This window comes from Ramlibacter monticola (assembly GCF_016722785.1).
Taxonomy (GTDB): Bacteria; Pseudomonadota; Gammaproteobacteria; order Burkholderiales; family Burkholderiaceae_C; genus Ramlibacter; species Ramlibacter monticola.
The window spans coordinates 468,588-490,252 of the sequence record NZ_JAEQNE010000001.1 but is presented as its reverse complement, the minus strand read 5'-3'; the positions used below and the strand labels follow the sequence as shown (position 1 = coordinate 490,252).

Genomic DNA, 21,665 nt, shown 5'->3' with positions numbered 1-21,665 from the left:
CGCTGGCCCGCGGAGCGGCCCGGCGGATTCATAGCCGGGCGACGTAGGCGGCCATGCGCTGGCGCGTCGCCCCATCGGGCAGCACCCCCTGCGCCGCGCGCATGTTCTCGCGCACGTGGTCGATGCGGCGCGTGGCCGGGATCGCGCAGGTGACCGCCGGATGGCTGATCACGAACTTGAGCGCGAATTGCGCCCAGCTCGTGCACGCGATCTCACCGCTCCAGGGCGGCAGCGGGTGGCGCTCCAGCCGGCGCAGCAGGTCGCCTTCCTGGAAGGGCCGGTTCACCAGCACCGCGACGCCGCGCTCCGCGGCCGCCGGAAGCAGCCGCTGTTCGGCCTCCCGGTCCAGCAGGTTGTACGTGAACTGGGCGAAGTCCAGCCGCCGGGTGCGCAGGATCTGCTCGAACTCGCGGTGGCGGCGGCCCTCGGAGGTCGTGATGCCGACATAGCGCACCCGGCCCTCGTCCTTCATCTTCTGCAGCAGCGGCAGCTGCTTTTCCCAGGCGAGCAGGTTGTGCACCTGCAGGAGGTCGAAGCGGGGCACCTGCCACAGGCCGCGCGAGGTCTCGACCTGGGCCGCGCCGTCGGAGGCGGTCCAGACCTTGTCGGCGGAGAACACGCGCTGCTGCGCCTCCAGCGCGCGCAGCCCGTCGCCGACCACGCCTTGCGAGGAGCCGTACATCGGCGAGGAGTCGACCAGCCGCCCGCCGGCCTCGAAGAAGGCGCGCATCACCTGCGCGCAATGCGCGCGCGCGGGCGGGTCGTTGCCGACGTTGAAGGTGATCCAGGTCCCGAGGCCGACCCGGGGGATGGCTTCACCGGAGGAGGGAATGGCGCGGGTGGACGGGCCGGGCTGCGCGGCCGCTTCCCCGGTGGCGGCCAGCGCGCCCCACTGCAGCAGCGTGCGGCGCTTCATGCGCTCAGGGTAGCATGCAGGCCCACCGCCGCTGCTCGGGAGCTTCCCATGGTGCGCACGACCCTCCTGCGATGCCTGCTGGTCCTTGCCGCGCTGGCGCCGCCGGTGCTGCGGGCGGACGAAGCCCTGTGGTCGCTGCTGCGCTCGGGCGGGCAGGTCGTGCTGGTGCGGCACGGTACGACCGACCCGGGCGTGGGGGATCCGCCGGGCATGAAGCTCGACGACTGCGGCACCCAGCGCAACCTCAGCGAGGAGGGGCGCTCGGAGGCCCGTCGCCTTGGGGAGGCCCTGCGAAGCCGCGCCATCCCGGTGGCGGGGCTGCAGACCAGCCCCTGGTGCCGCTGCCAGGAGACCGCGCGCCTCATGTTCGGCCGCACGGGCGAGTTGCAGCCGGCGCTCGCCAATCTCTACGGCCGCCACGAAGCCGAGGCCGGGCAGGTGGCCCAGCTGAAGAAGATCGCCGGACGCGTGCCCGAGCGCGGCAACCTGTTCCTGGTGACGCACGGATCCACCACCTACGCCCTCACGGGCGTCTCGCCCGCGATGGGGGAGATGGTGGTGCTGACGCCGCAGCCGGGCGGCGGCTTCCGCGTGGCGGGGCGGCTGTCCGCGCCTTAGTCGGTCGGCGGCTGCGGCGGCTGGAACACGGACCAGCGGCCGTCCTTGAACAGGTAGAGGCCGGAGGAGATCCGCGTGGCGTCGTTGCTGGCGTACAGCGCGGCGGCGCTGAAGCGCAGGCTGGCCACCGCCGAGTCGTCGTCCGCGCGGGCGAACACGAGGCCGCCGCGGCCCGGGACGGCCGCGACGATGCCGGCCGGCGAGTGGCGCAGCTGCTCGAGCCAGAAGCCGCGGTCCAGGAAGTAGCTGCTGTCCAATTCCGGCGCGTTGCCGTGGACTTGCATCAGCCCGCCGCTCCAGGGCTGCGCGACCGGCTCCCCGTAGCGGCGGCGCAGGTTGTCGACCGCGTGCGCGAGCGCCTCCTCGGGGCTCAGGCGCAGCTTCTGCAGGTCTTCGGGGAGGGCGCTCTGGACGCGCCGCGCGCCGTCGAAGACGAGCCGCAGGTGCATGTCGCCGAGGTACTGGAACCAGCTCGCCTCGAATTCGAACTCGCGGCCGTCGGCGGCGCGCGCGCTGATCCTGCCGAAGGGGGTCAGGGACTCCTCCTGCTTGTTGGCGCCGGGCGTCTCGCGCAGCACGACCAGCAGGTTGGACGTGCTGACCTCGAACTCGCCCCCGCCCGGCGTTTCCGCCGGCGCACCCGTCGTCGCGAGGGCCAGCGCGCCCATGGCGGCCAGTCGCCGCAGCCAGTGATTCAGCTTCATAGCCCCATCCTCTTTACCGCCATGGTGAACGCAGCTGAGCCCGGGCGCAAGGCACGTTCGGGGGATCGGTGCCGAAAGTCCTACATGCCCGTCGGGAGCCGCCCACGCCATTCGTTACCCTTCTTTCGCGGTCCGGCGAACTTGTAATGGTCCTGCTGCCTAGGATCGCAGCTCTTCTCTCTCCATCGCACTCAGAGGAAAAGCTTCATGGCATTGCAGTCCCCCTTCTTCAACTCCAACAACAAGCGTGACGAAGGCGCCTCCCGTCCGGGCGTGACGCCCTATCCCGCGCAGGCGCCTGCGCAGGCCGCACCCGCGGCGACCGCCCAGCCGGCCGCCCCGGTCGCCAAGGAAGCTGAAAGCAAGCTGACCGTCGGCCCGAACATCAAGCTCAAGGGCGTGGAGATCACCGACTGCGACACGCTGGTGGTGGAAGGCTCGGTCGAGGCCACGATGGACTCGCGCGTGATCCAGATCTCCGAGCGCGGCTCCTTCAAGGGCTCCGCCGAGATCGACGTCGCGGAAATCCGCGGCCTGTTCGACGGCAACCTGACCGCGCGCCAGAAGCTGGTGATCTATGCGACCGGCAAGGTGACCGGCAAGGTGCGCTACGGCAAGATCGTGATCGAGGAGGGCGGACAGCTCTCCGGTGAGGTCGAGGCGGGCACCGGCCCGAAGTCGGAAAAAGAGAAGGAGAAGGCGCGCGCGCCGCTGCAGCAAGTGCAGTAAGGCAGGCATCCCCGCCCGCGCGGGGATGATGGCGAACTAGACCATCGACCTGTGCCGCGCGATGCAGGTGTCCAGCACCTCGCCGTGCGGCCGCTTCCACCAGTTGCCGGTGGAGAAGATCTCGACCTCGCTGTAGCCGGCGAAGCCCTGCGCCTCCATCCAGCCGCGGATGCGGGGGATGTCGATGACGCCATCCCCCATCATGCCGCGGTCGTTCAGCAGGTCGGCCGTCGGCGTCAGCCAGTCGCAGACATGGAAGGCGAGCAGGCGGTTCCTGCCGGCGCGCCGGATCTGCTGCTCCAGCTTCGGGTCCCACCACACGTGGTAGACATCCACCGCGACGCCCAGGCTGCCCGACTTGTACGGATCCAGTTCGTCGCAGACGTCCAGCGCCTGTTCCATCGTGTTGATGCAGGCGCGGTCGGCCGCGTACATCGGGTGCAGCGGCTCGATCGCCAGCGGCATCTTCGCCGTGCGGGCGTACTCCAGCAGCTCGCCGATGCCGTCCCGGACCTGGCTGCGGGCCAGCGCGATGTCCTTGTGCGCCGCCTTGCCCTGCAGGGCGCCTGGCAGGCCGCCCACCACCAGCACGAGGCACTCGGCGCCCAGCTGCGCGGCCTCGTCGACCGCGCGCCGGTTGTCGTCGCGCGCCGCCTGCAGGCCGGCCGCATCGGCGGCGGGGAACATGCCGCCGCGGCAGTAGCCGGACAGCTGCAGGCCGTGCTCGCGCACCATCTTGGCGATGTTCGTGATGCCGGCGGCCTGCACCTGGTCGCGCCAGGGCGAGACGGCGCGGATTCCGCGCTCCACGCAGGCCTCCAGGATGCGCGGCAGGGGCAGGTCCTCGCCGCGCGACTTGCGCACGGTCGCCGTGTTGATCGAGAGCCAGCGGTGGTCCCGCGAGAAGTCCCGCATGCTCATTGAACCCCGTGCAGCGCCAGCAGCGTCTTCATGCGCCGCGTCGCGAGTTCCGGCTGCTCCAGCAGGTTGGCCGCGTCGGCCAGGCGGAACAGCTCGGCGAAGTGCGCCAGGCTGCGCGCGCCCTGCTGGCCGCCCACCATCGTGAAGTGCGACTGGTGGCCATTGAGCCAGGCCATGAACACGACCCCCGTCTTGTAGAAGCGGGTCGGGGCCGCGAAGATGTGGCGCGACAGCGGCACGGTCGGGCCCAGGATGGCGTGGAACTTCTCCAGGTTGCCCTGCGCCAGCTCGCCCAGGGCGGCGCTCGCCGCCGGCGCGATGGCATCGAAGATCCCCAGCAGCGCATCGCTCCTGCCGTGCACGGCCTCGGCGCCGTGGCCGTCGCCGGCAATCAGTTCGGCGTAGTTGAAGTCGTCGCCCGTGTACATGCGCACGCCCGCGGGCAGGCGGCGGCGCATCGCGATCTCCTTGTCCTTGTCCAGTAGCGAGATCTTGATGCCGTCCACCTTCGCGGCATGGGCGGCGATGATGCCCAGCGCCGTGTCCATCGCGGCGTCCACGTCCCCGGCCCCCCCGGCAGCCGCTTGGCTGCTGCCTCTCCAGTACCCGGCCAGCGCCGGGTCGAACATGTCGCCCAGCCAGTGCAGGATCACCGGCTGCTTCGCCTGCGACAGGATGCGGCCGTACACCTTCTCGTAGTCGGCCGGCGACTGCGCCACCCGGGCCAGCGCGCGGCTGGCCATCACGATCAGGCGGCCCCCGAGCTTCTCGATGGCTTCCATCTGCTGCTCGTAGGCGCGGATCACGTCGTCCACGCTCTTCGCGTCTTCCGGCGCGAGGTGGTCGGTGCCGCAGCCCGAGGCGACCAGCGCGCCGGGCACGTCGCGGGCGGCATCGAGCGAACGCCGGATCAGCTCCAGCGAGGTCGGCCAGTCCAGGCCCATGCCGCGCTGCGCCGTGTCCATGGCTTCGGCCACGCCGAGGCCCAGGGACCACAGGCGCTGGCGATAGGCGATGGTGGCGTCCCAATCGACCGCGGACTGGATCCACGGATCGATCGCGGCCAGCGGGTCGGCGACCACGTGGGCGGCGGAATAGGCGATGCGGTTGAACTTCACCCCGCGGGCGGGCCGCACGGGAGCGGTGCCGCGCAGGGTGTAGTCCTCCAGCGCGCCGGCGCGGGTAGGCAGTACGAGTGAAAGAGTCATGGAGGTCTCCAGTCCAGTGCCACCGCGGAACCGGCTTTGCCGGGCCGCTGGTGGCGCCCCCTTGAGGGGGAGGCGCCGTAGGCGCTTCGGGGGTGGGTCAGATATTCAGCGCCGGAACGTCGACGAAGCGGCGCTCCTTCCAGCTTTGCAGCGCGGCCTCCACCAGCTGCACGCCCTTGGCGCCTTCCGGCAGGGTCCACTTGTAGGGCGCGTTCTCCACCACGTGGCGAATGAAGGCCTCCCACTGGATTTTGAATCCGTTGTCGTAGACCTGCGTGTCCGGCACTTCCTGCCACTGCTCGGTGAACTTCATCGTCTGCCTGACGTCCGGGTTCCACACCGGGCGCGGCGTGTTGACGCGGCTCTGGGCCTTGCACTCGGTCAGGGTGGCGACTGCGGAGCCATGGGTGCCGTCGACGTGGAAGGTCACCAGGTCCTCGCGGTTGACGCGGGTCGCCCACGACATGTTCAGCTGCGCGATCACCGGCTCGCCGTTGTGGCCCACCAGTTCCGCGATGGCGTAGGCGGCATCGTCGGCCGTGGCCTTGTAGGGCTTGCCGTCCTCGTCCCAGCGCTCGGGGATGTGCGTCGTGCCCAGGCAGGAGATGGACTTCACCTCGCCGAACAGGTTGTCCAGCACGTAGCGCCAGTGGCACATCATGTCCAGGATCATCCCGCCGCCGTCTTCGGCCCGGTAGTTCCAGCTCGGGCGCTGGATCGGCTGCAGGTCGCCTTCGAACACCCAGTAGCCGAACTCCAGGCGCAGCGACAGCATGCGGCCGAAGAAGCCGGCGCGGCGCAGCATGTCCAGCTTGCGCAGGCCGGGCAGGAACAGCTTGTCCTGCACGGCGCCGTGCTTCAGGCCGGACTTCCCGGCGATCTTGGCGATCTCCACCGCCTCGCCCAGCGTCGTGGCGATCGGCTTTTCGCAGTAGACGTGCTTCTTCGCGCGCAGGGCCTTGGCCAGCAACTGCGGACGCATCTGGGTGGTGCCGGCGTCGAAGAAGACGGTGTCGTCCGGGTTGGCCAGCGCGGCGTCGAGGTCGGTGCCCCAGCGCGCGATGTTGTGGGCCTTCGCCAGCGCCTCGATCTTCTCGGCGTTGCGGCCGATCAGGATCGGGTCGGGCATGACCTTGTCGCCGTTGGACAGCGTCACGCCGCCCTGGTTGCGGATGGCGACGATGGAGCGGATCAGGTGCTGGTTCATGCCCATGCGTCCGGTGACGCCGTGCATGATGATTCCGAGACGTTGGGTGGCCATGGGGGCTCCTTGCTTACTTGTGCACTTCGAGGCCGGCGGCCTTGACGAGCGCGGCGTTGGTCTTGACTTCTTCCCGGACGTAGGCGTCGAACTCGGCCGGCTTGAGCGTCCAGGCGTCGGCGCCGAGCGCTGCGAAGCGCTCCTTGACTTCGGGGGTGTTCAGCGCCTTCACGACTTCCGCCTGCAGGCGGTCGACGATCTCCTTCGGCGTCTTCGCGGGGGCGAACATGCCGATCCAGAAGTTGAACTCCGAGCCCGGCACGCCGGCCTCGGCGGTGGTGGGCACGTCGGGCAGGGCGGCGGCGCGGCGCGGCGAGCCGACGGCGAGCGCCTGCAGCTGCCCGGTGCGGATCTGGCCGATCACCGGGGCGATCGGGGAGAAGTAGTAGTCGACGCGGCCAGCCACGACTTCGGTGACCGCTTCGGCGGAACCCTTGAAGGGGATGTTCTGGGCGTCGATCTTCGCGGCCAGCTTGAACTTCTCGGCGTTCAGATGGGTGGCGCTGCCCTGGCCGGCGGAGGCGAAGTTCATGCTGCCCGGCTTGGCGCGGGCGGCGGCCAGCAGGTCCTTCAGGCTCTTCATGCCCTTGGCCGGGGAGATCACCAGCACGTTCGGCGTGCTGGAGATCGGCGTGACCGGGGTGAAGTCGGCCAGCGTGTCGAACGGCAGCTTGGCGAAGGTGTGCGGGCTGACGGTGTGCGACGACGAGTGGATCATGATCGTGTAGCCGTCCGGCGCCGCCTGCGCCACGACGGCCTGGCCGATCGTGCCGCTGGCGCCGCCGCGGTTGTCCACCACCACCGGCTGGCCGAGGCTCTGCGCCATCTTGTCCGTGATCGCGCGGGCGATGATGTCCGTCGTGCTGCCGGCGGCGAAGGGCACGATCACCCGGATCGGCTTGTTCGGGAAGCCGGACTGGCCGAAGGCGAAGGGGGTGGCGAAGGCGAGCGCCGCGAGAACGACCGCGGCACGGCGGGGGAAGGTCACGAAAGTCTCCTTTGGTTTGTTAATTCACTAGTTGGTGAATTATGGGTGAAAGTGGGCCCGGCTGGCAAGCCCCGGCGGGGCGCCGCTCAGCGGGTCAGGTAGCCGAGGATCACCTCGTTCATGTGCGACAGCCGCTCGGCCCGGGCCTTGGGCGCGAGCAGGTCGCGGCCGAAGATGGCCGACAGGGTGTGGCTGTTGGACAGGTAGAAATAGGCCAGGGCGGCGATCGACACGTACAGCTGCACGGGGTCGACCCCGCCGCGGAAGGTGCCCTCGCGGCGGCCCCGTTCCAGCACGGTCGCCAGCGTCTCGATCACCGGCGAGTTCAGTTCGCGCGCCCGCTTCGACTCGGCGAGATGGCGCGCGCGGTGCAGGTTGGCGCTGTTCAGGAGCGTGATGAATTCCGGGTGGCGCAGGTAGTAGTCCCAGGTGAACTCGATCAGGCGGCGCACGGCAGTGGGCGGGTCGAGATCGGCGAGGCGCAGCTTCATCTCTTCCTCGCGGATGTCGCGGTAGGTCTGCTCCAGCACGGCCTGGAACAGCTTCTCCTTGTCCTCGAAGTAGTAGTAGATGAGCCGCTTGTTGAGCCCGGCGCGCTCGGCGATGCGGTCCATCCGCGCGCCGGCGAGGCCGAATTCGGCGAATTCGTCGCGGGCGGCGGCTAAGATCGACGCCTGCGAGCGATCGGCATCGCGCAGGCGCTCCTCGGAAGCAGGGCTGGTCTCTCGCACCATGTCCCATAATTCACCAATCGGTTAATCCCGTCAAGCACCATGAAGCAGGACACGCAGCTCGCCGGCCATCTCCTCGTCGAATGCCTGGTGGAGCAGGGCGTCGGCCACGCCTTCGGCGTCCCCGGCGAAAGCTATCTCGCCGTGCTGGATGGCTTCCACAAGTACCGCGACCGGATCCGCTTCGTGGTCAACCGGCAGGAGGGCGGCGCCGCCTTCATGGCCGAAGCGGCGGGCAAGCTGACCAACCGCCCCGGCGTCTGCTTCGTCACGCGCGGCCCCGGCGCGACCAACGCCTCAATCGGGGTGCACACCGCCTTCCAGGACTCCACGCCGATGGTGCTGTTCGTGGGCGACGTGGCGAGCGACCAGCGCGACCGCGAGGCCTTCCAGGAAGTCGAGTACACGAGCTTCTTCGGCCCCAGCACCAAGGGCATGGCCAAGCGAGTCGAGCGCATCGACGACCCGGACCGCATCCCCGAGTACGTCGCGCGGTCCTTCGCCACCGCCATGAACGGCCGCCCCGGCCCCGTGGTGCTGGTGCTGCCCGAGGACATGCTGACGAAGGAGACCGCGGCGCGACCGCTGGCGCGGGTGGAGGCCACGGAAGCCTGGAGCGACCCGGGCGCGCTGCGCACCCTGCGCGAGCTGCTGCTGGCCGCGCGCAAGCCCTTCGTGGTCGCCGGCGGTGGCGGCTGGACGCCGCAGGCCGCCCAGGCGCTGCAGCGCTTCGCCGAGAACTGGAAGCTGCCGGTGGGCAACGCCTTCCGCTTCCAGGACTGCTTCGACAACCACCATCCCCAGTACGCGGGCGACGTCGGCATCGGCATCAACCCGAAGCTGGCGGCGCGCATCCGGGAGGCCGACCTGATCGTGGCGATCGGCCCGCGCCTGGGCGAGATGACCACCGGCGGCTACACGCTGCTGAAGGCACCCAAGGCGGCGCAGAAGCTGGTGCACATCCACGCCAGCCCCGAGGAGCTGAACCGGGTCTACCAGGCCGACCTGGCGATCAACACCTCGATGAGCGCGGCGGCGCGCTCGCTCGAAGTGCTGACGGCGCCGCCCGAAGTGCCATGGGCCGCCTGGACCGAGGCCGCCAACGCCGACTACCTGGAGAACCTCCGGCCGCAGAAGCTGCCCGGCGACATCGACATGCCGGCGCTGGTGGCGGTGCTGCAGAAGCACCTGCCGGCCGATGCGCTGATCACCAACGGCGCGGGCAACTTCGCCTCCTGGACGCACCGCTTCTTCAAGCACCACGGCTGGGCCAAGGGGCACAAGACGCAGCTCGCGCCCACCAACGGCGCCATGGGCTACGGCGTGCCGGCGGGGATCGCGGCCAACATCGTCTCGGGCCGGGTCGCGCTGACCATGGCGGGCGACGGCGACTTCCTCATGAACGGCCAGGAGCTGGCCACCGCCTCGCAGTACGGGGCGAAGTCGATCATCGTGCTGCTGAACAACGGCATGTTCGGCACGATCCGCATGCACCAGGAGCGCGAGTACCCGACGCGGGTGGAGGCTGCCGGCACGCAGCTGGCCAACCCCGATTTCGTGGGTCTGGCGAAGGCCTACGGCTACGAGGGCACGCGCATCACGCGCACCGAGGAGTTCGAGCCGGCGCTGCTGGCGGCCCTGGAGCGCAGGAACGGCACGGTCATCGAGGTGATGCTGGATCCGGAGGTGATCACGACGCGGGGAACGCTGACCGGGATCCGGCAAGCGGCACTGAAGCAGGGCAAGTGAGCGCTAGAGGGTAAAGGCGAAGCCGTCCACGAGCGCCCCGGGCGCCCGGACGCTGCGCAGGCTCCTTCCGCCGTACGTGGCGTTGTCCGGCACCAGTTCCGCCTCGTCCGTCAGCGCCACCAGCCCTGGGCCGAACATCCGCAGCAGCGAGTCGTCGAAGCGCATCACGGCGATCGGCGCCACCGGCTCGCCGTCCTCGACCCAGAGGCAGGCAAAGCGGGTCATGCCGGTCACGCGGCAGGACTGCCGGTCGCTGTAGTTCAGGTAGTGCAGGTCGCTCAGGTAGACCCCGGTCCCGAGCGCGCGCAGGGCCTCGGCGGCGGGTAGGGTGCCCGGGGCCATCACCAGCGCATCGGGCGACTCGCCGGCCCCGCTGTTGGCCGTGCCGCCGTATTCGCGCGCCGTGCGCGGCGAAACCAGCGTGGCCGCGGCCCGGCCCGCCTGCACCAGCCGCACCCGTTCCGGCTTGACGAAGCCGTGGTCCTGGAACGCCGGCGCCAGTCCCTCCGCCGTCGCCTCGGCCAGCGCCACCCGCGGATCGAACTGCCGCTCGCCGCGGTGCAGCTGGATCAGCGGGCTGACCCCGGTGCGAACGCCCCGTTCTCCGAAGCCACCCCAGGCGAGCGTCTGCAGCAGGTCGGCGACCGCCACCGGGCTGAACAGGGCGCGGTAAGGCCCCGGGGGCAGCGTGCGCCGCGGCCGCCCCAGGAGCGCGAGCCGCGCGTGGGCCGCGGCCATGCGGGCGGCGAAGGCGGCAGCGTCCCAGTGCGTGCCGGCGTACCTGGCCTTCACCGCCAGGTCGCCTTCGCGGCAGAGGCACCATTCCAGTTGGAAACTGTCCGCGCGATGCCAGTTGCGCTGGCCCCGGCTGTCGGCGAAGGCGCGGACCACCGGCCCGGCGGCGTGGAAGCCGACGCAATCGCCGCCACCGGCCTCGCGGGCCAGGGCCTCGATCACCTCCTGCGCGGAGGGCAGCGCGCCGGGGGCCTCGCGCTCGGTGGAACACACGTCCTCGGGCAGCAGGAGGTAGGGGTTGTCGGGCAGCAGGGCCAACTCGGTGGCGAGCTGGTCGCGTTCGGCGCACAGGGCCAGCGCGTCGGCCTCGAGGTCCCCGGACAGCGCGCGGCTGGCGCTGGCGCGGCGCGCGCCGGCCACCACCGAAACCGAGCCGTAGCGCTGCGTCACGTGCGTGGCCTGGCGCACCCGCGCGTGGTTGAAGCGCACGAAGTCCGATTCCTCCGCCGTGAGGTAGAGGTAGACGCGGTCCAACCCGGGACCCGCCACGCAGACGCGAGCGGCGAGCATCTCGAACCAGGCCCGCATCAGGCCGCGCCCCCGAAGACCGCCACCCGCTCGAACTTGCAGGCCGGCGCGGCGTGGCCGACCCGGATCACCTGGTTCGGCTCGCCCTTGCCGCAGAAGGGCGTGCCCATCACCTGGAAGGTGGAGGCATCGCCCACCATCGCGAGCGAACGCCAGAAGCTGGTGGAAACGCCACGGTAGTTCGGCCGCTTCACGACTTCGGCCAGCCGGCCCTGGCGGATGCGCTGCCCCCATTCGCAGCCGAACTGGAACTTGTTGCGCGAGTCGTCGATGCTCCAGGAGGCATTGGTGCGCATCAGCATGCCGTCCTCGATGCTGGCGATCATCTCCTCGAGGCTGGAGGCGCCGGGCTCCACGTTGAGGTTGGCCATGCGGTCGATGGGCGCGCGGCTCCAGTGGCTCGCCCGCGAATTCGCCACGCCTTCGAGATCGGGCCGCAGCGCCCGCGCCCGCGCCTGCGACAGCTCGCCGCCCAAGGGGCGCAACAGGATGCCGGCGCGGATGATCCAGGCCCGGCGCGCCGGCGCGCCCTCGTCGTCGAAGGCGTAGCTCGCGAATTCGCCCGGCACGTCGGGGGCGAAGCTCACGTTCAGCAGCTCGCTGCCCCAGCAGTAGTGCCCGAACATGTCCAGGGTGACGAAGCTGGTACCGGCGAAGTTGCGCTCGTCGCCGAGGATGCGGTCCAGCTCCAGGGGATGACCGATGCTTTCGTGGATCTGCAGCATCATCTGGTCGGGCATCAGCAGCAGGTCCATCTCGCCGCTCGGGCAGTTCGGCGCCCGCACGAGTTGCAGCGCCTCCTGCGCGACCTGCGGCGCCTGCGCCTGGAAGCCCGCGGCATCCAGCACTTCCAGCCCGCCCTGGCGGCAGAAGCCGTTGTACTGGCCCGCCGAGGTGCGCGTCTGGGTTTCGCCGCCTTCGCTGGCGACCACCTCGATCGAGGGCACGGCGAAGTCCCATTGCTGCTCGATGCGGGTGCCGTCGCCGGTCACGAACAGCTGCTCCGTGCGGGTGGTCCACAGGGACACGGTGCGGTCCACGATGGCGGGGCCGAGATCGGCGCTGGCGCACACGGACTGCAGCAGGTCCAGCTTCTCGCGCAGGCCCAGCGCGGAGGCCGGCTTCTCGACCGACGAGGCATAGCGGCCGCAACGGGGCGGCGCCGCGGCCTGGCGCCCCTCCACGAGGCCGTGCCGGGCACTGGCGCGGGCCAGTGCCTGCGCCCGCCCGAAGGCGGCCCGCAAGCCCGCTTCGCCGAGGTCGCTGGTGGCCGCGTAGCCCACGCCGCCGGCCTCGGCCACGCTCACCATCGCGCCGGTATCGTGCTCGCGCCAGGGAGGCTCGGCCACGTCGCGCCGGACGGCGAGCTGCTCGCTGCGCTCCCGCACGATGCGGGCGGACCAGCCATCCGCGGCCGGTGCGGCCGCGCGGACGAGGCGCTCGAACTGCTCCACAGTGCCTCCAGAAAAGGAAAAGGGCCGGTGCGACCGGCCCTTCGAAGTGCAGGCAGTGCCCGGCTTACTTCACGTGCTTGCCGATCAGGCCAGCCATTTCGAACATCGACACCTGGTTCTTGCCGAACAGGACGCGCAGCTTGTCGTCGGCGTTGACCATGCGCTTGTTCTCGGCGTCCTGCAGCTTGTTCTTCTTGATGTAGGCCCACAGCTTGCTGACGATCTCCGTGCGGGGCAGCGGCGCATTGCCCACCACCGCGGCCAGCGACGCGTCGGGCGTCAGCGGCTTCATGAACGCGGCGTTCGGGGTGCGCTTCTTCGCCGGGGCCTTCTTGGCGACGGCCTTCTTCGCCGGGGCCGCCTTCTTCGCCGCCGGCGCCTTCTTGGCGGGAGCGGCCTTCTTCGCAGTTGCCTTCTTGGCCGGTGCGGCCTTCTTCGCGGCCGGGGCCTTCTTCGCGGCGGCCTTCTTGGCCGGGGCCGCCTTCTTCGCCGGCGCCTTCTTCGCCGTCGCTTTCTTTGCAGTTGCCATCGTCGGAATTCCTTCTAGAAGTTGATTGAGCCGTACCAGCGAAAACTGCACTCACTGGCAGTGCGGATGCTAATGGAGAACGAGGGCGCGTCCAAGGGAAAAACGCGGTTTTTCATTGGGAGATGTTGCTTTTTCATCCGCGCGCGCGACGCGTTTTCCCTCTGGAGAAGGGGTCTCGCGGGCCGATTTCTCCTCTGGAGAGTGCCTCGCGCTCTTCACGCAGCGCGGCAAGAAGCGTGATCAACACCGCGCCGCCACTCGCAATTTCGCTCGAGAGCAGGGCTCGCGCGGGCCCTCGTGGAGTGCCTCAGCGCGCGAACGCGCCCCGTGCGGGCAGCGTCGCGAGCAGCACGCCCGCGAGCGCGGCGACGAAGGCCAGCATCTGCATGGCACCGAGCTCTTCGCCGAGCACGAACACGCCCACGAGCGCCGCGGAGACGGGCAGCATCGCCGTGAACACGCCGGCCTGCGCCGCCGGCACCACCTTCAGGCCCGTCATCCACAGCCACACCGTCCAGATGCTGGCGGCCAGCGCGTAGAACACGAGGAGCAGCCACGCGCCCGTGCCCACCCCGCCGAAGTCGAAGTGCAGGGCCGTGTAGAGGCCGAAGGGCGTCACCAGCGCGAAACCCCAGAGGTTGATGAGGGCCGTGATGCGCTTCGGCCCCAGCACCCCGGTGAGCGCCTTCCCGATGACCGCGTACGAGGCCTCGCAGACCACGGCGCCCAGCACCAGCAGGTTGCCGAGCCAGGCGAGCTCGCCCGGCCGGGCCGCGGCCTCGTGCGCCGGCTTCGCGAACGCCAGCAGCGCGATGCCCAGCGCGGCGCAGGCGATGGCCGTCCAGGTGCGGCCGGAGATCCGTTCGTGCAGGAAGACGCGGCTCAGGAGTGCGACGGTGGCGGGGATGGCCGCCATGATCACGCCGGCGGACACCGCGCTGGTGAGGCTCACGCCCCACAGCATGCACAGCGAGAACAGGAAGTTGCCGAGGAAGGACTCGAGGAACAGCAGCCGCCGCGTGCGCGGGGTCAGCGGCGCCTCGCCGGCGGGCTTGCGCAGCCAGTGCAGCATGGCCAGCCCGCCGATGCCGAAGCGCAGCCACGCCAGCAGGAACACGGGGATGGCGGCCGCGAGCGGCTTGGACAGCGCCACGTAGCTGCCCACCAGCGACATGCTGAGCGCGAGGCACGCGTAGGCGAGGGGGCGGCTGGGAACGAAGCTCATCGACAATGGGCGCCGGAAAAAACCGCCGCATCATGCCTGAAGCTCCCCCGCGCCACGTCTTCGTCTACGGCACGCTGCGCCGCGGCGGCCGCAACGACATCAACCGCCTGCGGCCCGCGCCCGAGTACGTGGGCATGGGCGAGGTGCGGGGCGTGCTGTTCCACCTGGACTGGTATCCGGGGCTCGCCCTCGGCGGCGAGGAGGCGGTCACGGTGGTGGGCGAGGTGTACCGCATCGCGCCGGAACTGGAGGCAGTGCTCGACGAGATCGAGCAGGTCGTGCCCGGCGCCGACAGCGAGTACTTCAAGCGCGAGATCGACATCGGCGTCGGAGGACGCAGCGTCGCCTGCCTCGTGTACGAAATCAATCCGCAGCACGTGCGCGATCGGCAGCCGATCGGCCACGGCGACTGGATCGTTTTTCACAAAGCCTGATTTTGTTTCGCATTGCGGAATACAATGTTTGTGCGCCGCCGCAAAATTTCTCGATACAAGAAAAAAGATTCCGTATGGAGAAATGTTTGATGCAACTCATTGATTTGTTTGAATAAAAAATTTAGTCTTGTATAAGACACAAGAGACCCCGGAAGTCTTCTACAAGACTTAAAGTTCATTCCAACGCGGCACGAAAAGAAACCGCACCGATTCCGACCACCGACCTTTCTGGAGTGAACATGAGCAACTGGACCCACCTGACCCGCGAACAGCAGATCGCCCAGCTCGAAAAGGACTGGGCGGAGAACCCCCGCTGGAAAGGCATCAAGCGCAGCTACAGCGCCGCCGACGTGGTGAAGCTGCGCGGCTCGCTCCACATCGAGCACACGCTGGCGCGCCGCGGCGCCGAGAAGCTGTGGAGCCTGATCAACACCGAGCCCTTCGTGAACACGCTCGGCGCGCTGACCGGCAACCAGGCCATGCAGCAGGTCAAGGCGGGCCTCAAGGGCATCTACCTCTCCGGCTGGCAGGTGGCGGGCGACGCCAACAGCAACGGCGAGATGTACCCCGACCAGTCGCTGTACTCGGTGGATTCCGTGCCGAAGGTGGTGAAGAAGATCAACAACACCTTCCAGCGCGCCGACCAGATCCAGTGGAGCGAGGGCAAGAAGCAGGGCGACGAGGGCTGGGTGGACTACTTCGCCCCCATCGTGGCCGACGCGGAAGCCGGCTTCGGCGGCGTGCTCAACGCCTTCGAGCTGATGAAGGCCATGATCGAGGCGGGCGCCGCCGGCGTGCACTTCGAGGACCAGCTGGCTTCCGTGAAAAAGTGCGGCCACATGGGCGGCAAGGTGCTGGTGCCCACCCGCGAAGCCGTGGCGAAGCTGGTGGCGGCGCGCCTGGCGGCCGACGTGATGGGCACGCCCACCATCCTGCTGGCCCGCACCGACGCCGAGGCGGCCGACCTGGTGACCAGCGACGTCGACCCGATCGACCAGCCCTTCTGCACCGGCGAGCGCACGGTGGAAGGCTTCTATCGCACCCGCAAGGGCTTCGACCAGGCGGTGAGCCGCGGCCTGGCCTATGCCGAGGTCGCCGACCTGATCTGGTGCGAGACCGGCACGCCGGACCTGAAGTTCGCCAAGGACTTCGCCGACGCGATCCACGCGAAGTTCCCCGGCAAGCTGCTGGCCTACAACTGCTCGCCGTCCTTCAACTGGCGGAAGAACCTGGACGACGCCACCATCGCCAAGTTCCAGAAGGAGCTGGGCGCCATGGGCTACAAGTTCCAGTTCATCACGCTGGCCGGCTTCCACAGCCTCAACTACTCGATGTTCGACCTGGCGTACGGCTACGCCCGCAACAACATGAGCGCCTTCGTGGAACTCCAGCAGAAGGAGTTCGCCGCCGCCGAGAAGGGCTTCACCGCCGTGAAGCACCAGCGCGAGGTGGGCACCGGCTACTTCGACGCCGTGACGACCACGATCGAGGCCAATGCCTCCACCGCCGCCCTGAAGGGCTCGACCGAGGACGAGCAGTTCTTCGACGACCACGGCCACGGCGAGCAGCGCAAGGCGGCGTAAGGCCCCCGCCGATTCGGCGAAGACCCCAAAGCCCGCGCCCTGCGCGGGCTTTTTTCTGCGCGGTTCCGGGCAGGCGCCACGGGCGTCCCTGCGAGGATTCACGCTCACGCAGACGCTGTGCGAGCGGCGCGACGGCCGCCGGCTCCCGCTGCCCTGGAAGCCGCAAACTGCCAACTTGTGCACACGCCGGACGGGGGGCTCCTGTTTCTGCAGCGCCGGGCCAGGGCTACAGTCGGGTGAAGAACGAGGAGGAATGGCGGTGGCAGGATCACCCACGGAGGACAAGACGGGCGTGTTCAACCTGCGCGACCTGAGCGGCGAGCGCTGCCCCGATTGCGGCGGCACCGGACAGCTGCGCATCGACAGCGAGAACATCAACGAGCACTTCGAGGTCGAGAAGCAGACGGTGATCACGGAATGCCCGCGCTGCGCCGGGACTGGCTTCGTGGCCTCGGCGGGGTAGAATCCCCCTTCCGAAGCGAGCAACAAGAGCGAGAAAGGCACCCTGGTTATGACACCGCGAACTACCCCGGAAGGTTCCACCGCCCGCTAGCGGCGGCGTAGTCGCGCGACCAGAGTTGCATCGTCCCAACCGAAAGCGCGGCCGTCCCCGCGCTTTTTTGTTGCCCGAAACGCCCAGAAGACTCACACCATGATCCGGATCACGCTCCCCGACGGCTCGCAGCGCCAGTTCGACCAACCCGTCACGGTCGCCGACGTGGCCGCCTCCATCGGCCCCGGCCTGGCCAAGGCGGCCCTCGCCGGCAAGGTCGACGGCAAGGTCGTCGACACGACGTTCACGATCCCCGATGGCGCCCAGGTCGCCATCCTCACGTCCAAGGACCCCGAGGGGCTGGAGGTGATCCGCCACTCGACGGCCCACCTGCTGGCCTACGCGGTCAAGGAGCTGTTCCCCGACGCCCAGGTCACGATCGGCCCGGTGATCGAGAACGGCTTCTACTACGACTTCTCGTACAAGCGCCCCTTCACGCCGGAGGATCTGCAGGCCATCGAGAAGCGCATGCAGGAGCTGTCCGCGAAGGACGAGCCGGTCACGCGGCGCGTGCTGCCGCGCGACGAGGCCGTGCAGCACTTCCTCGGCATGGGCGAGAAGTACAAGGCGGAGATCATCGGCAGCATCCCGGCCGGCGAGGACGTGTCGCTGTACGCCGAGGGCGGCTTCGAGGACCTGTGCCGCGGCCCGCACGTGCCCTCCACGGGCAAGCTGAAGTTCTTCAAGCTCATGAAGGTGGCGGGTGCCTACTGGCGCGGCGACCACCGCAACGAGATGTTGCAGCGGGTCTACGGCACGGCCTGGGCCAGCAAGGAGGAGCTGCAGAACTACCTGCACATGCTGGAGGAAGCCGAGAAGCGCGACCACCGGCGCCTCGGCCGCGAGCTGGACCTGTTCCACGTCGACGACCACGCCCCCGGCGTCGTGTTCTGGCATCCCAAGGGCTGGGCCATCTGGCAGGCCGTGGAGCAGTACATGCGCCAGGTCTACCGCGACAACGGCTACCTGGAGGTCAAGGGCCCGCAGATCCTGGACAAGTCCCTGTGGGAGAAGACGGGCCACTGGGACAAGTACCGCGAGAACATGTTCACGACGGAGTCGGAGAAGCGCGAGTACGCGCTCAAGCCGATGAACTGCCCGGGCCACGTCCTGATCTTCAAGCAGGGGGTGAAGAGCTACCGCGACCTGCCGCTGCGCTACGGCGAGTTCGGCCAGTGCCACCGCAACGAGCCCTCCGGCGGCCTGCACGGCATCATGCGCGTGCGCGGCTTCACGCAGGACGACGGCCACATCTTCTGCACGGAAGACCACATCCTGCCGGAATGCGAGGAATTCACGCGCGTCCTGCACAAGGTCTACCGGGATTTCGGCTTCACGGAGATCATCTACAAGGTCGCCACGCGGCCGGAGGCCCGAATCGGCTCCGACGAGCTCTGGGACCAGGCCGAGAACGCCCTGATGGAGTCGCTGCGCCGCAGCGGCTGCGAGTTCTCGATTTCCCCCGGCGACGGCGCCTTCTACGGCCCGAAGATCGAATACACGTTGAAGGATGCGATCGGCCGGCAGTGGCAGGTCGGCACGATGCAGGTGGACTTCAACCTGACGACGCGCCTGGACGCGGAGTACGTGGGCGAGGACGGCAACCGCCACCGCCCCGTGGTGCTGCACCGGGCCATCGTGGGCAGCCTGGAGCGTTTCATCGGCATCTTGATCGAGCAGCACGCGGGCGCGCTGCCGGTCTGGCTGGCGCCGGTGCAGGCCGTCGTGCTGAACATCACGGACCAACAGGCCGATTATGTCAATGAAGTCGCCAAATCTCTGCGGAATCAAGGGCTTAGGGTGGCGACGGACCTGCGCAACGAGAAGATCACGTATAAAATACGCGAGCATTCGCTGCAAAAGCCGCCTTATCTCCTCGTCGTCGGCGACAAGGAGAAGGCGGCTGGTGCCGTCGCGGTGCGCGCCCGGGGCAACAAGGACCTCGGCGTGATGTCCCTGGAGGAGTTCTCGAAGAGGATCCGGGAAGACATCGCCAGCAAGGTCTGATCCCTCCTGGAATCAAGCCGCAGCTGGTGCAGGCTGCGGCGACGATGCTACAGTTTTTGTAGCCAACATTGGATATGAAGGATTCCGGCCATCGCTACTGAATTTCGTGACCGCCGCCAGCGTGAGGAACGCAAGCACCGCCTGAACCGGGAGATCATGGCTCCCGAAGTCCGCCTCAGCGGGCCCAACAACGAGCCCCTCGGGGTCGTGAGCCTGCAGGAAGCCCTGCGCATGGCGGGCGAGCTGGACGTGGACCTGGTCGAGATCGCTGCTACCGCGAACCCGCCGGTGTGCCGCCTGATGGACTACGGCAAGTTCAAGTACATCGAGCAAAAGAAGGCCGCGGAAGCGAAAGCGAAGCAGAAGGTCATCGAGGTCAAGGAAATCAAGTTCCGCCCGGGCACGGATGATGGCGACTACAACATCAAGTTGCGCAACATCCGCCGCTTCCTGGAGGAAGGCGACAAGTGCAAGATCACGCTGCGCTTCCGCGGCCGCGAGATCACGCACCAGGAAATCGGCATGGCGCTGCTGCAGCGCATCCGGGACGACCTCGGCGACACGATCGTCGTCGAGCAGTTCCCGAAGCTGGAAGGCCGGCAGATGATCATGATGATCGCGCCCGGCCGCAAGAAAGCGGGCGGGGGCGCGAAGCCCGCCTCGGAAGCCGCCGGCGCACCGGCGACTGCGGCTTAGGTCAGTTTCAAAGCCACAACGGTTGGTCGCCGCTGTGGCGGTGAAGGGGAAGCGCTTTTCGCGCTTGCCACGAGTGGAGAGCTTCGGCTCGCCACCCGAAAAAGTGGCTCGGGGCCATCAAGGCACGGTTCTTTTCCGTGACGCCTCGCGAGCACAAACCAAGAAGGAGCATGTACATGCCCAAGATGAAGACCAAGAGCGGCGCCAAGAAGCGTTTCCGCGTGCGCCCGGGCGGGACGGTCAAGCGTGCCCAGGCCTTCAAGCGTCACATCCTGACGAAGAAGTCCACCAAGAACAAGCGCCACCTGCGCGGCCCGACTGCCGTCCATGAGACCAACATGGGTCACATGGCGCAGATGCTGCCGTTCGCCGGCCTGTAAACCACCAAGACAAGGAGAACTCACATGCCTCGCGTCAAACGTGGTGTAACCGCCCGCGCACGTCACAAGAAGGTCCTCGCCCTCGCCAAGGGTTTCCGCGGCCGCCGCGGCAACGTCTTCCGCATCGCCAAGGAAGCGGTGATGAAGGCGGGGCAGTATGCCTACCGCGACCGCCGTGCCAAGAAGCGCGTCTTCCGCCAGCTGTGGATTGCCCGTATCAACGCCGCCGCGCGTGCGAACGGCCTGACCTACAGCCAGTTCGCCAACGGGATCCGCAAGGCCGGCATCGACATCGACCGCAAGGTCCTGGCCGATATCGCCTATCACGACCCCGAGGCGTTTACCGGCATCGTGAACCAGGTGAAGGCCAAGCTGGCTGCCTGAGTTTCGCGGTAGCCGCTTCCCCCTGCGGGCGGCGGCTGGTGCAAACCCACTAGGACAGGGCCAGGGCCGCAAGGACCTGGCCCTGTTTTTTTTCGCATGACCCAAGAATTCGATTCGATCGTCGCGAGCGCGCGCGAAGCGTTCGGCAGGGCCGCCACCCCGGCGGAACTGGAAAACGCCAAGGCGCAGTTCACCGGCAAGTCCGGCCGCATCACCGAGCTGATGAAAGGCCTGGCCGCGCTGTCCGTGGAGGAGAAGAAGTCCCGCGGCGCGGCGATCAACCTGGCCAAGCAGGCGATCGAGGCGGCGCTGAACGAGCGCCGGCAGGCGCTGGCGGACGCCGAACTGGAGGCGCAGCTGAAGGCCGAGGCGCTCGACGTCTCCCTGCCGGGGCGCATCCGCGAGCCGGGCGGCCTGCATCCGGTGTCGCTCACCATGGAGCGCATCGAGCAGATCTTCGCCTCCATGGGCTTCGACGTGGCCGACGGCCCCGAGGTCGAGAGCGACTGGCACAGCTTCACCTCGCTGAACAACCCGCCCAACCACCCGGCGCGCTCGATGCAGGACACGTTCTACGTCGACATCGACGGCGAGGACGGCATTCCCTACAACCTGCGGCCGCACACCTCGCCGATGCAGGTGCGCTACGCCCACCAGCACATCAAGCGCTACGCCGAGGCGGTGCAGCGCGGCGAGCCGCTGCCCGAGATCCGCGTGATCGCTCCGGGACGCACCTACCGCGTCGACAGCGATGCGACCCACTCGCCCATGTTCCACCAGTGCGAAGGCCTCTGGCTGGGCGAGAACGTCAGCTTCAAGGACCTGAAGGTCGTCTTCACCGACTTCTGCCGCACCTTCTTCGAGAGCGACGACCTGGCGCTGCGCTTCCGCCCGAGCTTCTTCCCCTTCACGGAGCCCTCGGCGGAGATCGACATCCAGTTCCAGAGCGGACCGCTGGCCGGCCGCTGGCTGGAGGTGGCCGGCTCCGGCCAGGTGCACCCGAACGTGGTGCGCAACATGGGGCTGGACCCCGAGAAGACCATCGGCTTCGCCTTCGGCATGGGCCCCGACCGGCTCACGATGCTGCGCTACGGCGTGAACGACCTGCGCCTGTTCTTCGACGGCGACATCCGCTTCCTGCGCCAGTTCAGATAATGACTCCCGCCCGAAGCGCCTTCGGCGCCTCCCCCTCGAGGGGGCGCCACCAGCGGCCCGGCAAAGCCGGTTCCGCGGTGGCCTGCGAGAAGACACTGCCGGCACAAGCATCCCTGC

General features: G+C 68.6%; 22 protein-coding genes. 11 read left to right on the top strand and 11 right to left on the bottom strand.

Annotated elements, in window-relative coordinates:
• Positions 1–28: 28 nt before the first annotated feature.
• Positions 29–916, bottom strand: a complete 888-nt coding sequence (locus tag JJ685_RS02150; RefSeq protein ID WP_201672523.1) for an aldo/keto reductase — start codon at positions 914–916, stop codon at positions 29–31.
• 48 nt (positions 917–964) lie between these two features.
• Here JJ685_RS02150 and JJ685_RS02145 point away from each other — a divergent pair, with 48 nt between their 5' ends.
• A complete protein-coding gene (locus JJ685_RS02145) occupies positions 965–1,534 on the top strand; it encodes a histidine phosphatase family protein (protein ID WP_201672522.1) in 570 nt (189 codons plus the stop codon).
• On the opposite strand, the gene JJ685_RS02140 is transcribed toward JJ685_RS02145, so the two are convergent.
• The gene (locus JJ685_RS02140; protein ID WP_201672521.1) at positions 1,531–2,238 is read right to left on the bottom strand and encodes a hypothetical protein; all 708 of its coding nucleotides are present in this window, start codon (positions 2,236–2,238) and stop codon (positions 1,531–1,533) included. The genes JJ685_RS02145 and JJ685_RS02140 overlap by 4 nt on opposite strands.
• A 207-nt stretch (positions 2,239–2,445) precedes the next feature.
• Here JJ685_RS02140 and JJ685_RS02135 point away from each other — a divergent pair, with 207 nt between their 5' ends.
• The gene (locus JJ685_RS02135; protein WP_201672520.1) at positions 2,446–2,967 is read left to right on the top strand and encodes a bactofilin family protein; all 522 of its coding nucleotides are present in this window, start codon (positions 2,446–2,448) and stop codon (positions 2,965–2,967) included.
• Positions 2,968–3,003: 36 nt separating this feature from the next.
• On the opposite strand, the gene JJ685_RS02130 is transcribed toward JJ685_RS02135, so the two are convergent.
• The 5 genes from JJ685_RS02130 to JJ685_RS02110 form a co-directional block, all read right to left on the bottom strand.
• A complete protein-coding gene (locus JJ685_RS02130; protein ID WP_201673664.1) occupies positions 3,004–3,882 on the bottom strand; it encodes a sugar phosphate isomerase/epimerase family protein in 879 nt (292 codons plus the stop codon).
• Positions 3,883–3,884: 2 nt separating this feature from the next.
• Positions 3,885–5,096, bottom strand: a complete 1,212-nt coding sequence (locus JJ685_RS02125) for a dihydrodipicolinate synthase family protein (protein ID WP_201672519.1) — start codon at positions 5,094–5,096, stop codon at positions 3,885–3,887.
• 97 nt (positions 5,097–5,193) lie between these two features.
• Entirely contained in the window at positions 5,194–6,357 is a 1,164-nt protein-coding gene (locus JJ685_RS02120; RefSeq protein ID WP_201672518.1) for a Gfo/Idh/MocA family protein, read from the bottom strand.
• 13 nt (positions 6,358–6,370) lie between these two features.
• The gene (locus JJ685_RS02115) at positions 6,371–7,345 is read right to left on the bottom strand and encodes a tripartite tricarboxylate transporter substrate binding protein (protein ID WP_201672517.1); all 975 of its coding nucleotides are present in this window, start codon (positions 7,343–7,345) and stop codon (positions 6,371–6,373) included.
• Positions 7,346–7,431: 86 nt separating this feature from the next.
• Positions 7,432–8,079 carry a TetR family transcriptional regulator gene (locus tag JJ685_RS02110; protein WP_201672516.1) on the bottom strand — a complete coding sequence of 216 codons (648 nt, stop codon included), beginning with the start codon at positions 8,077–8,079 and terminating at the stop codon, positions 7,432–7,434.
• 39 nt (positions 8,080–8,118) lie between these two features.
• On the opposite strand from JJ685_RS02110, the gene JJ685_RS02105 reads away from it, so the two are divergent.
• On the top strand, positions 8,119–9,825 hold the full coding sequence (locus tag JJ685_RS02105) for a thiamine pyrophosphate-binding protein (RefSeq protein WP_201672515.1): 1,707 nt from the start codon (positions 8,119–8,121) through the stop codon (positions 9,823–9,825).
• Positions 9,826–9,828: 3 nt separating this feature from the next.
• Here the strand turns inward: JJ685_RS02105 and JJ685_RS02100 are convergent, their stop codons facing one another.
• The 4 genes from JJ685_RS02100 to JJ685_RS02085 all read right to left on the bottom strand — a co-directional run bounded on the left by JJ685_RS02100 (position 9,829) and on the right by JJ685_RS02085 (position 14,356).
• Entirely contained in the window at positions 9,829–11,148 is a 1,320-nt protein-coding gene (locus JJ685_RS02100; RefSeq protein ID WP_201672514.1) for a metallopeptidase TldD-related protein, read from the bottom strand.
• Positions 11,148–12,602 carry a TldD/PmbA family protein gene (locus JJ685_RS02095; RefSeq protein WP_201672513.1) on the bottom strand — a complete coding sequence of 485 codons (1,455 nt, stop codon included), beginning with the start codon at positions 12,600–12,602 and terminating at the stop codon, positions 11,148–11,150. Before JJ685_RS02095 ends, JJ685_RS02100 begins: the two co-directional genes overlap by 1 nt.
• A gap of 64 nt (positions 12,603–12,666) precedes the next feature.
• Entirely contained in the window at positions 12,667–13,131 is a 465-nt protein-coding gene (locus JJ685_RS02090; protein WP_201672512.1) for an SWIB/MDM2 domain-containing protein, read from the bottom strand.
• Positions 13,132–13,438: 307 nt separating this feature from the next.
• Entirely contained in the window at positions 13,439–14,356 is a 918-nt protein-coding gene (locus JJ685_RS02085; RefSeq protein ID WP_201672511.1) for a DMT family transporter, read from the bottom strand.
• A gap of 32 nt (positions 14,357–14,388) precedes the next feature.
• Here JJ685_RS02085 and JJ685_RS02080 point away from each other — a divergent pair, with 32 nt between their 5' ends.
• The 8 genes from JJ685_RS02080 to pheS all read left to right on the top strand — a co-directional run bounded on the left by JJ685_RS02080 (position 14,389) and on the right by pheS (position 21,548).
• On the top strand, positions 14,389–14,790 hold the full coding sequence (locus tag JJ685_RS02080) for a gamma-glutamylcyclotransferase family protein (RefSeq protein ID WP_201672510.1): 402 nt from the start codon (positions 14,389–14,391) through the stop codon (positions 14,788–14,790).
• A 239-nt stretch (positions 14,791–15,029) separates the two neighbouring features.
• Positions 15,030–16,373, top strand: a complete 1,344-nt coding sequence (gene aceA / locus JJ685_RS02075; RefSeq protein WP_408015445.1) for an isocitrate lyase — start codon at positions 15,030–15,032, stop codon at positions 16,371–16,373.
• Between the two features lie 259 nt (positions 16,374–16,632).
• Positions 16,633–16,836, top strand: coding sequence for a hypothetical protein (locus JJ685_RS02070; protein ID WP_201672509.1), 204 nt, complete (start codon positions 16,633–16,635; stop codon positions 16,834–16,836).
• A 189-nt stretch (positions 16,837–17,025) separates the two neighbouring features.
• Positions 17,026–18,933: a threonine--tRNA ligase gene (gene thrS, locus JJ685_RS02065; RefSeq protein WP_201672508.1), complete on the top strand. Its 1,908-nt coding sequence runs from the start codon at positions 17,026–17,028 to the stop codon at positions 18,931–18,933.
• 81 nt (positions 18,934–19,014) lie between these two features.
• Entirely contained in the window at positions 19,015–19,629 is a 615-nt protein-coding gene (infC, locus tag JJ685_RS02060) for a translation initiation factor IF-3 (protein ID WP_201673662.1), read from the top strand.
• A gap of 176 nt (positions 19,630–19,805) precedes the next feature.
• On the top strand, positions 19,806–20,009 hold the full coding sequence (gene rpmI, locus JJ685_RS02055) for a 50S ribosomal protein L35 (protein WP_201672507.1): 204 nt from the start codon (positions 19,806–19,808) through the stop codon (positions 20,007–20,009).
• Positions 20,010–20,033: 24 nt separating this feature from the next.
• A complete protein-coding gene (gene rplT, locus JJ685_RS02050) occupies positions 20,034–20,393 on the top strand; it encodes a 50S ribosomal protein L20 (protein WP_201672506.1) in 360 nt (119 codons plus the stop codon).
• Positions 20,394–20,489: 96 nt separating this feature from the next.
• Positions 20,490–21,548: a phenylalanine--tRNA ligase subunit alpha gene (pheS, locus tag JJ685_RS02045; RefSeq protein WP_201672505.1), complete on the top strand. Its 1,059-nt coding sequence runs from the start codon at positions 20,490–20,492 to the stop codon at positions 21,546–21,548.
• Positions 21,549–21,665 lie beyond the last annotated feature (117 nt).

Coding starts and splice junctions, on each gene's coding strand:
- JJ685_RS02110 (WP_201672516.1), bottom strand. CDS start 8,079: ATGGTGCGAGAGACCAGCCCTGCTTCCGAGGAGCGCCTGCGCGATGCC.
- JJ685_RS02090 (WP_201672512.1), bottom strand. CDS start 13,131: ATGGCAACTGCAAAGAAAGCGACGGCGAAGAAGGCGCCGGCGAAGAAG.
- JJ685_RS02125 (WP_201672519.1), bottom strand. CDS start 5,096: ATGACTCTTTCACTCGTACTGCCTACCCGCGCCGGCGCGCTGGAGGAC.
- JJ685_RS02135 (WP_201672520.1), top strand. CDS start 2,446: ATGGCATTGCAGTCCCCCTTCTTCAACTCCAACAACAAGCGTGACGAA.
- thrS (WP_201672508.1), top strand. CDS start 17,026: ATGATCCGGATCACGCTCCCCGACGGCTCGCAGCGCCAGTTCGACCAA.
- JJ685_RS02105 (WP_201672515.1), top strand. CDS start 8,119: ATGAAGCAGGACACGCAGCTCGCCGGCCATCTCCTCGTCGAATGCCTG.
- JJ685_RS02130 (WP_201673664.1), bottom strand. CDS start 3,882: ATGCGGGACTTCTCGCGGGACCACCGCTGGCTCTCGATCAACACGGCG.
- JJ685_RS02080 (WP_201672510.1), top strand. CDS start 14,389: ATGCCTGAAGCTCCCCCGCGCCACGTCTTCGTCTACGGCACGCTGCGC.
- JJ685_RS02085 (WP_201672511.1), bottom strand. CDS start 14,356: ATGAGCTTCGTTCCCAGCCGCCCCCTCGCCTACGCGTGCCTCGCGCTC.
- pheS (WP_201672505.1), top strand. CDS start 20,490: ATGACCCAAGAATTCGATTCGATCGTCGCGAGCGCGCGCGAAGCGTTC.
- JJ685_RS02100 (WP_201672514.1), bottom strand. CDS start 11,148: ATGCGGGCCTGGTTCGAGATGCTCGCCGCTCGCGTCTGCGTGGCGGGT.
- JJ685_RS02150 (WP_201672523.1), bottom strand. CDS start 916: ATGAAGCGCCGCACGCTGCTGCAGTGGGGCGCGCTGGCCGCCACCGGG.
- rplT (WP_201672506.1), top strand. CDS start 20,034: ATGCCTCGCGTCAAACGTGGTGTAACCGCCCGCGCACGTCACAAGAAG.
- rpmI (WP_201672507.1), top strand. CDS start 19,806: ATGCCCAAGATGAAGACCAAGAGCGGCGCCAAGAAGCGTTTCCGCGTG.
- aceA (WP_408015445.1), top strand. CDS start 15,030: ATGAGCAACTGGACCCACCTGACCCGCGAACAGCAGATCGCCCAGCTC.
- JJ685_RS02140 (WP_201672521.1), bottom strand. CDS start 2,238: ATGAAGCTGAATCACTGGCTGCGGCGACTGGCCGCCATGGGCGCGCTG.
- JJ685_RS02120 (WP_201672518.1), bottom strand. CDS start 6,357: ATGGCCACCCAACGTCTCGGAATCATCATGCACGGCGTCACCGGACGC.
- JJ685_RS02145 (WP_201672522.1), top strand. CDS start 965: ATGGTGCGCACGACCCTCCTGCGATGCCTGCTGGTCCTTGCCGCGCTG.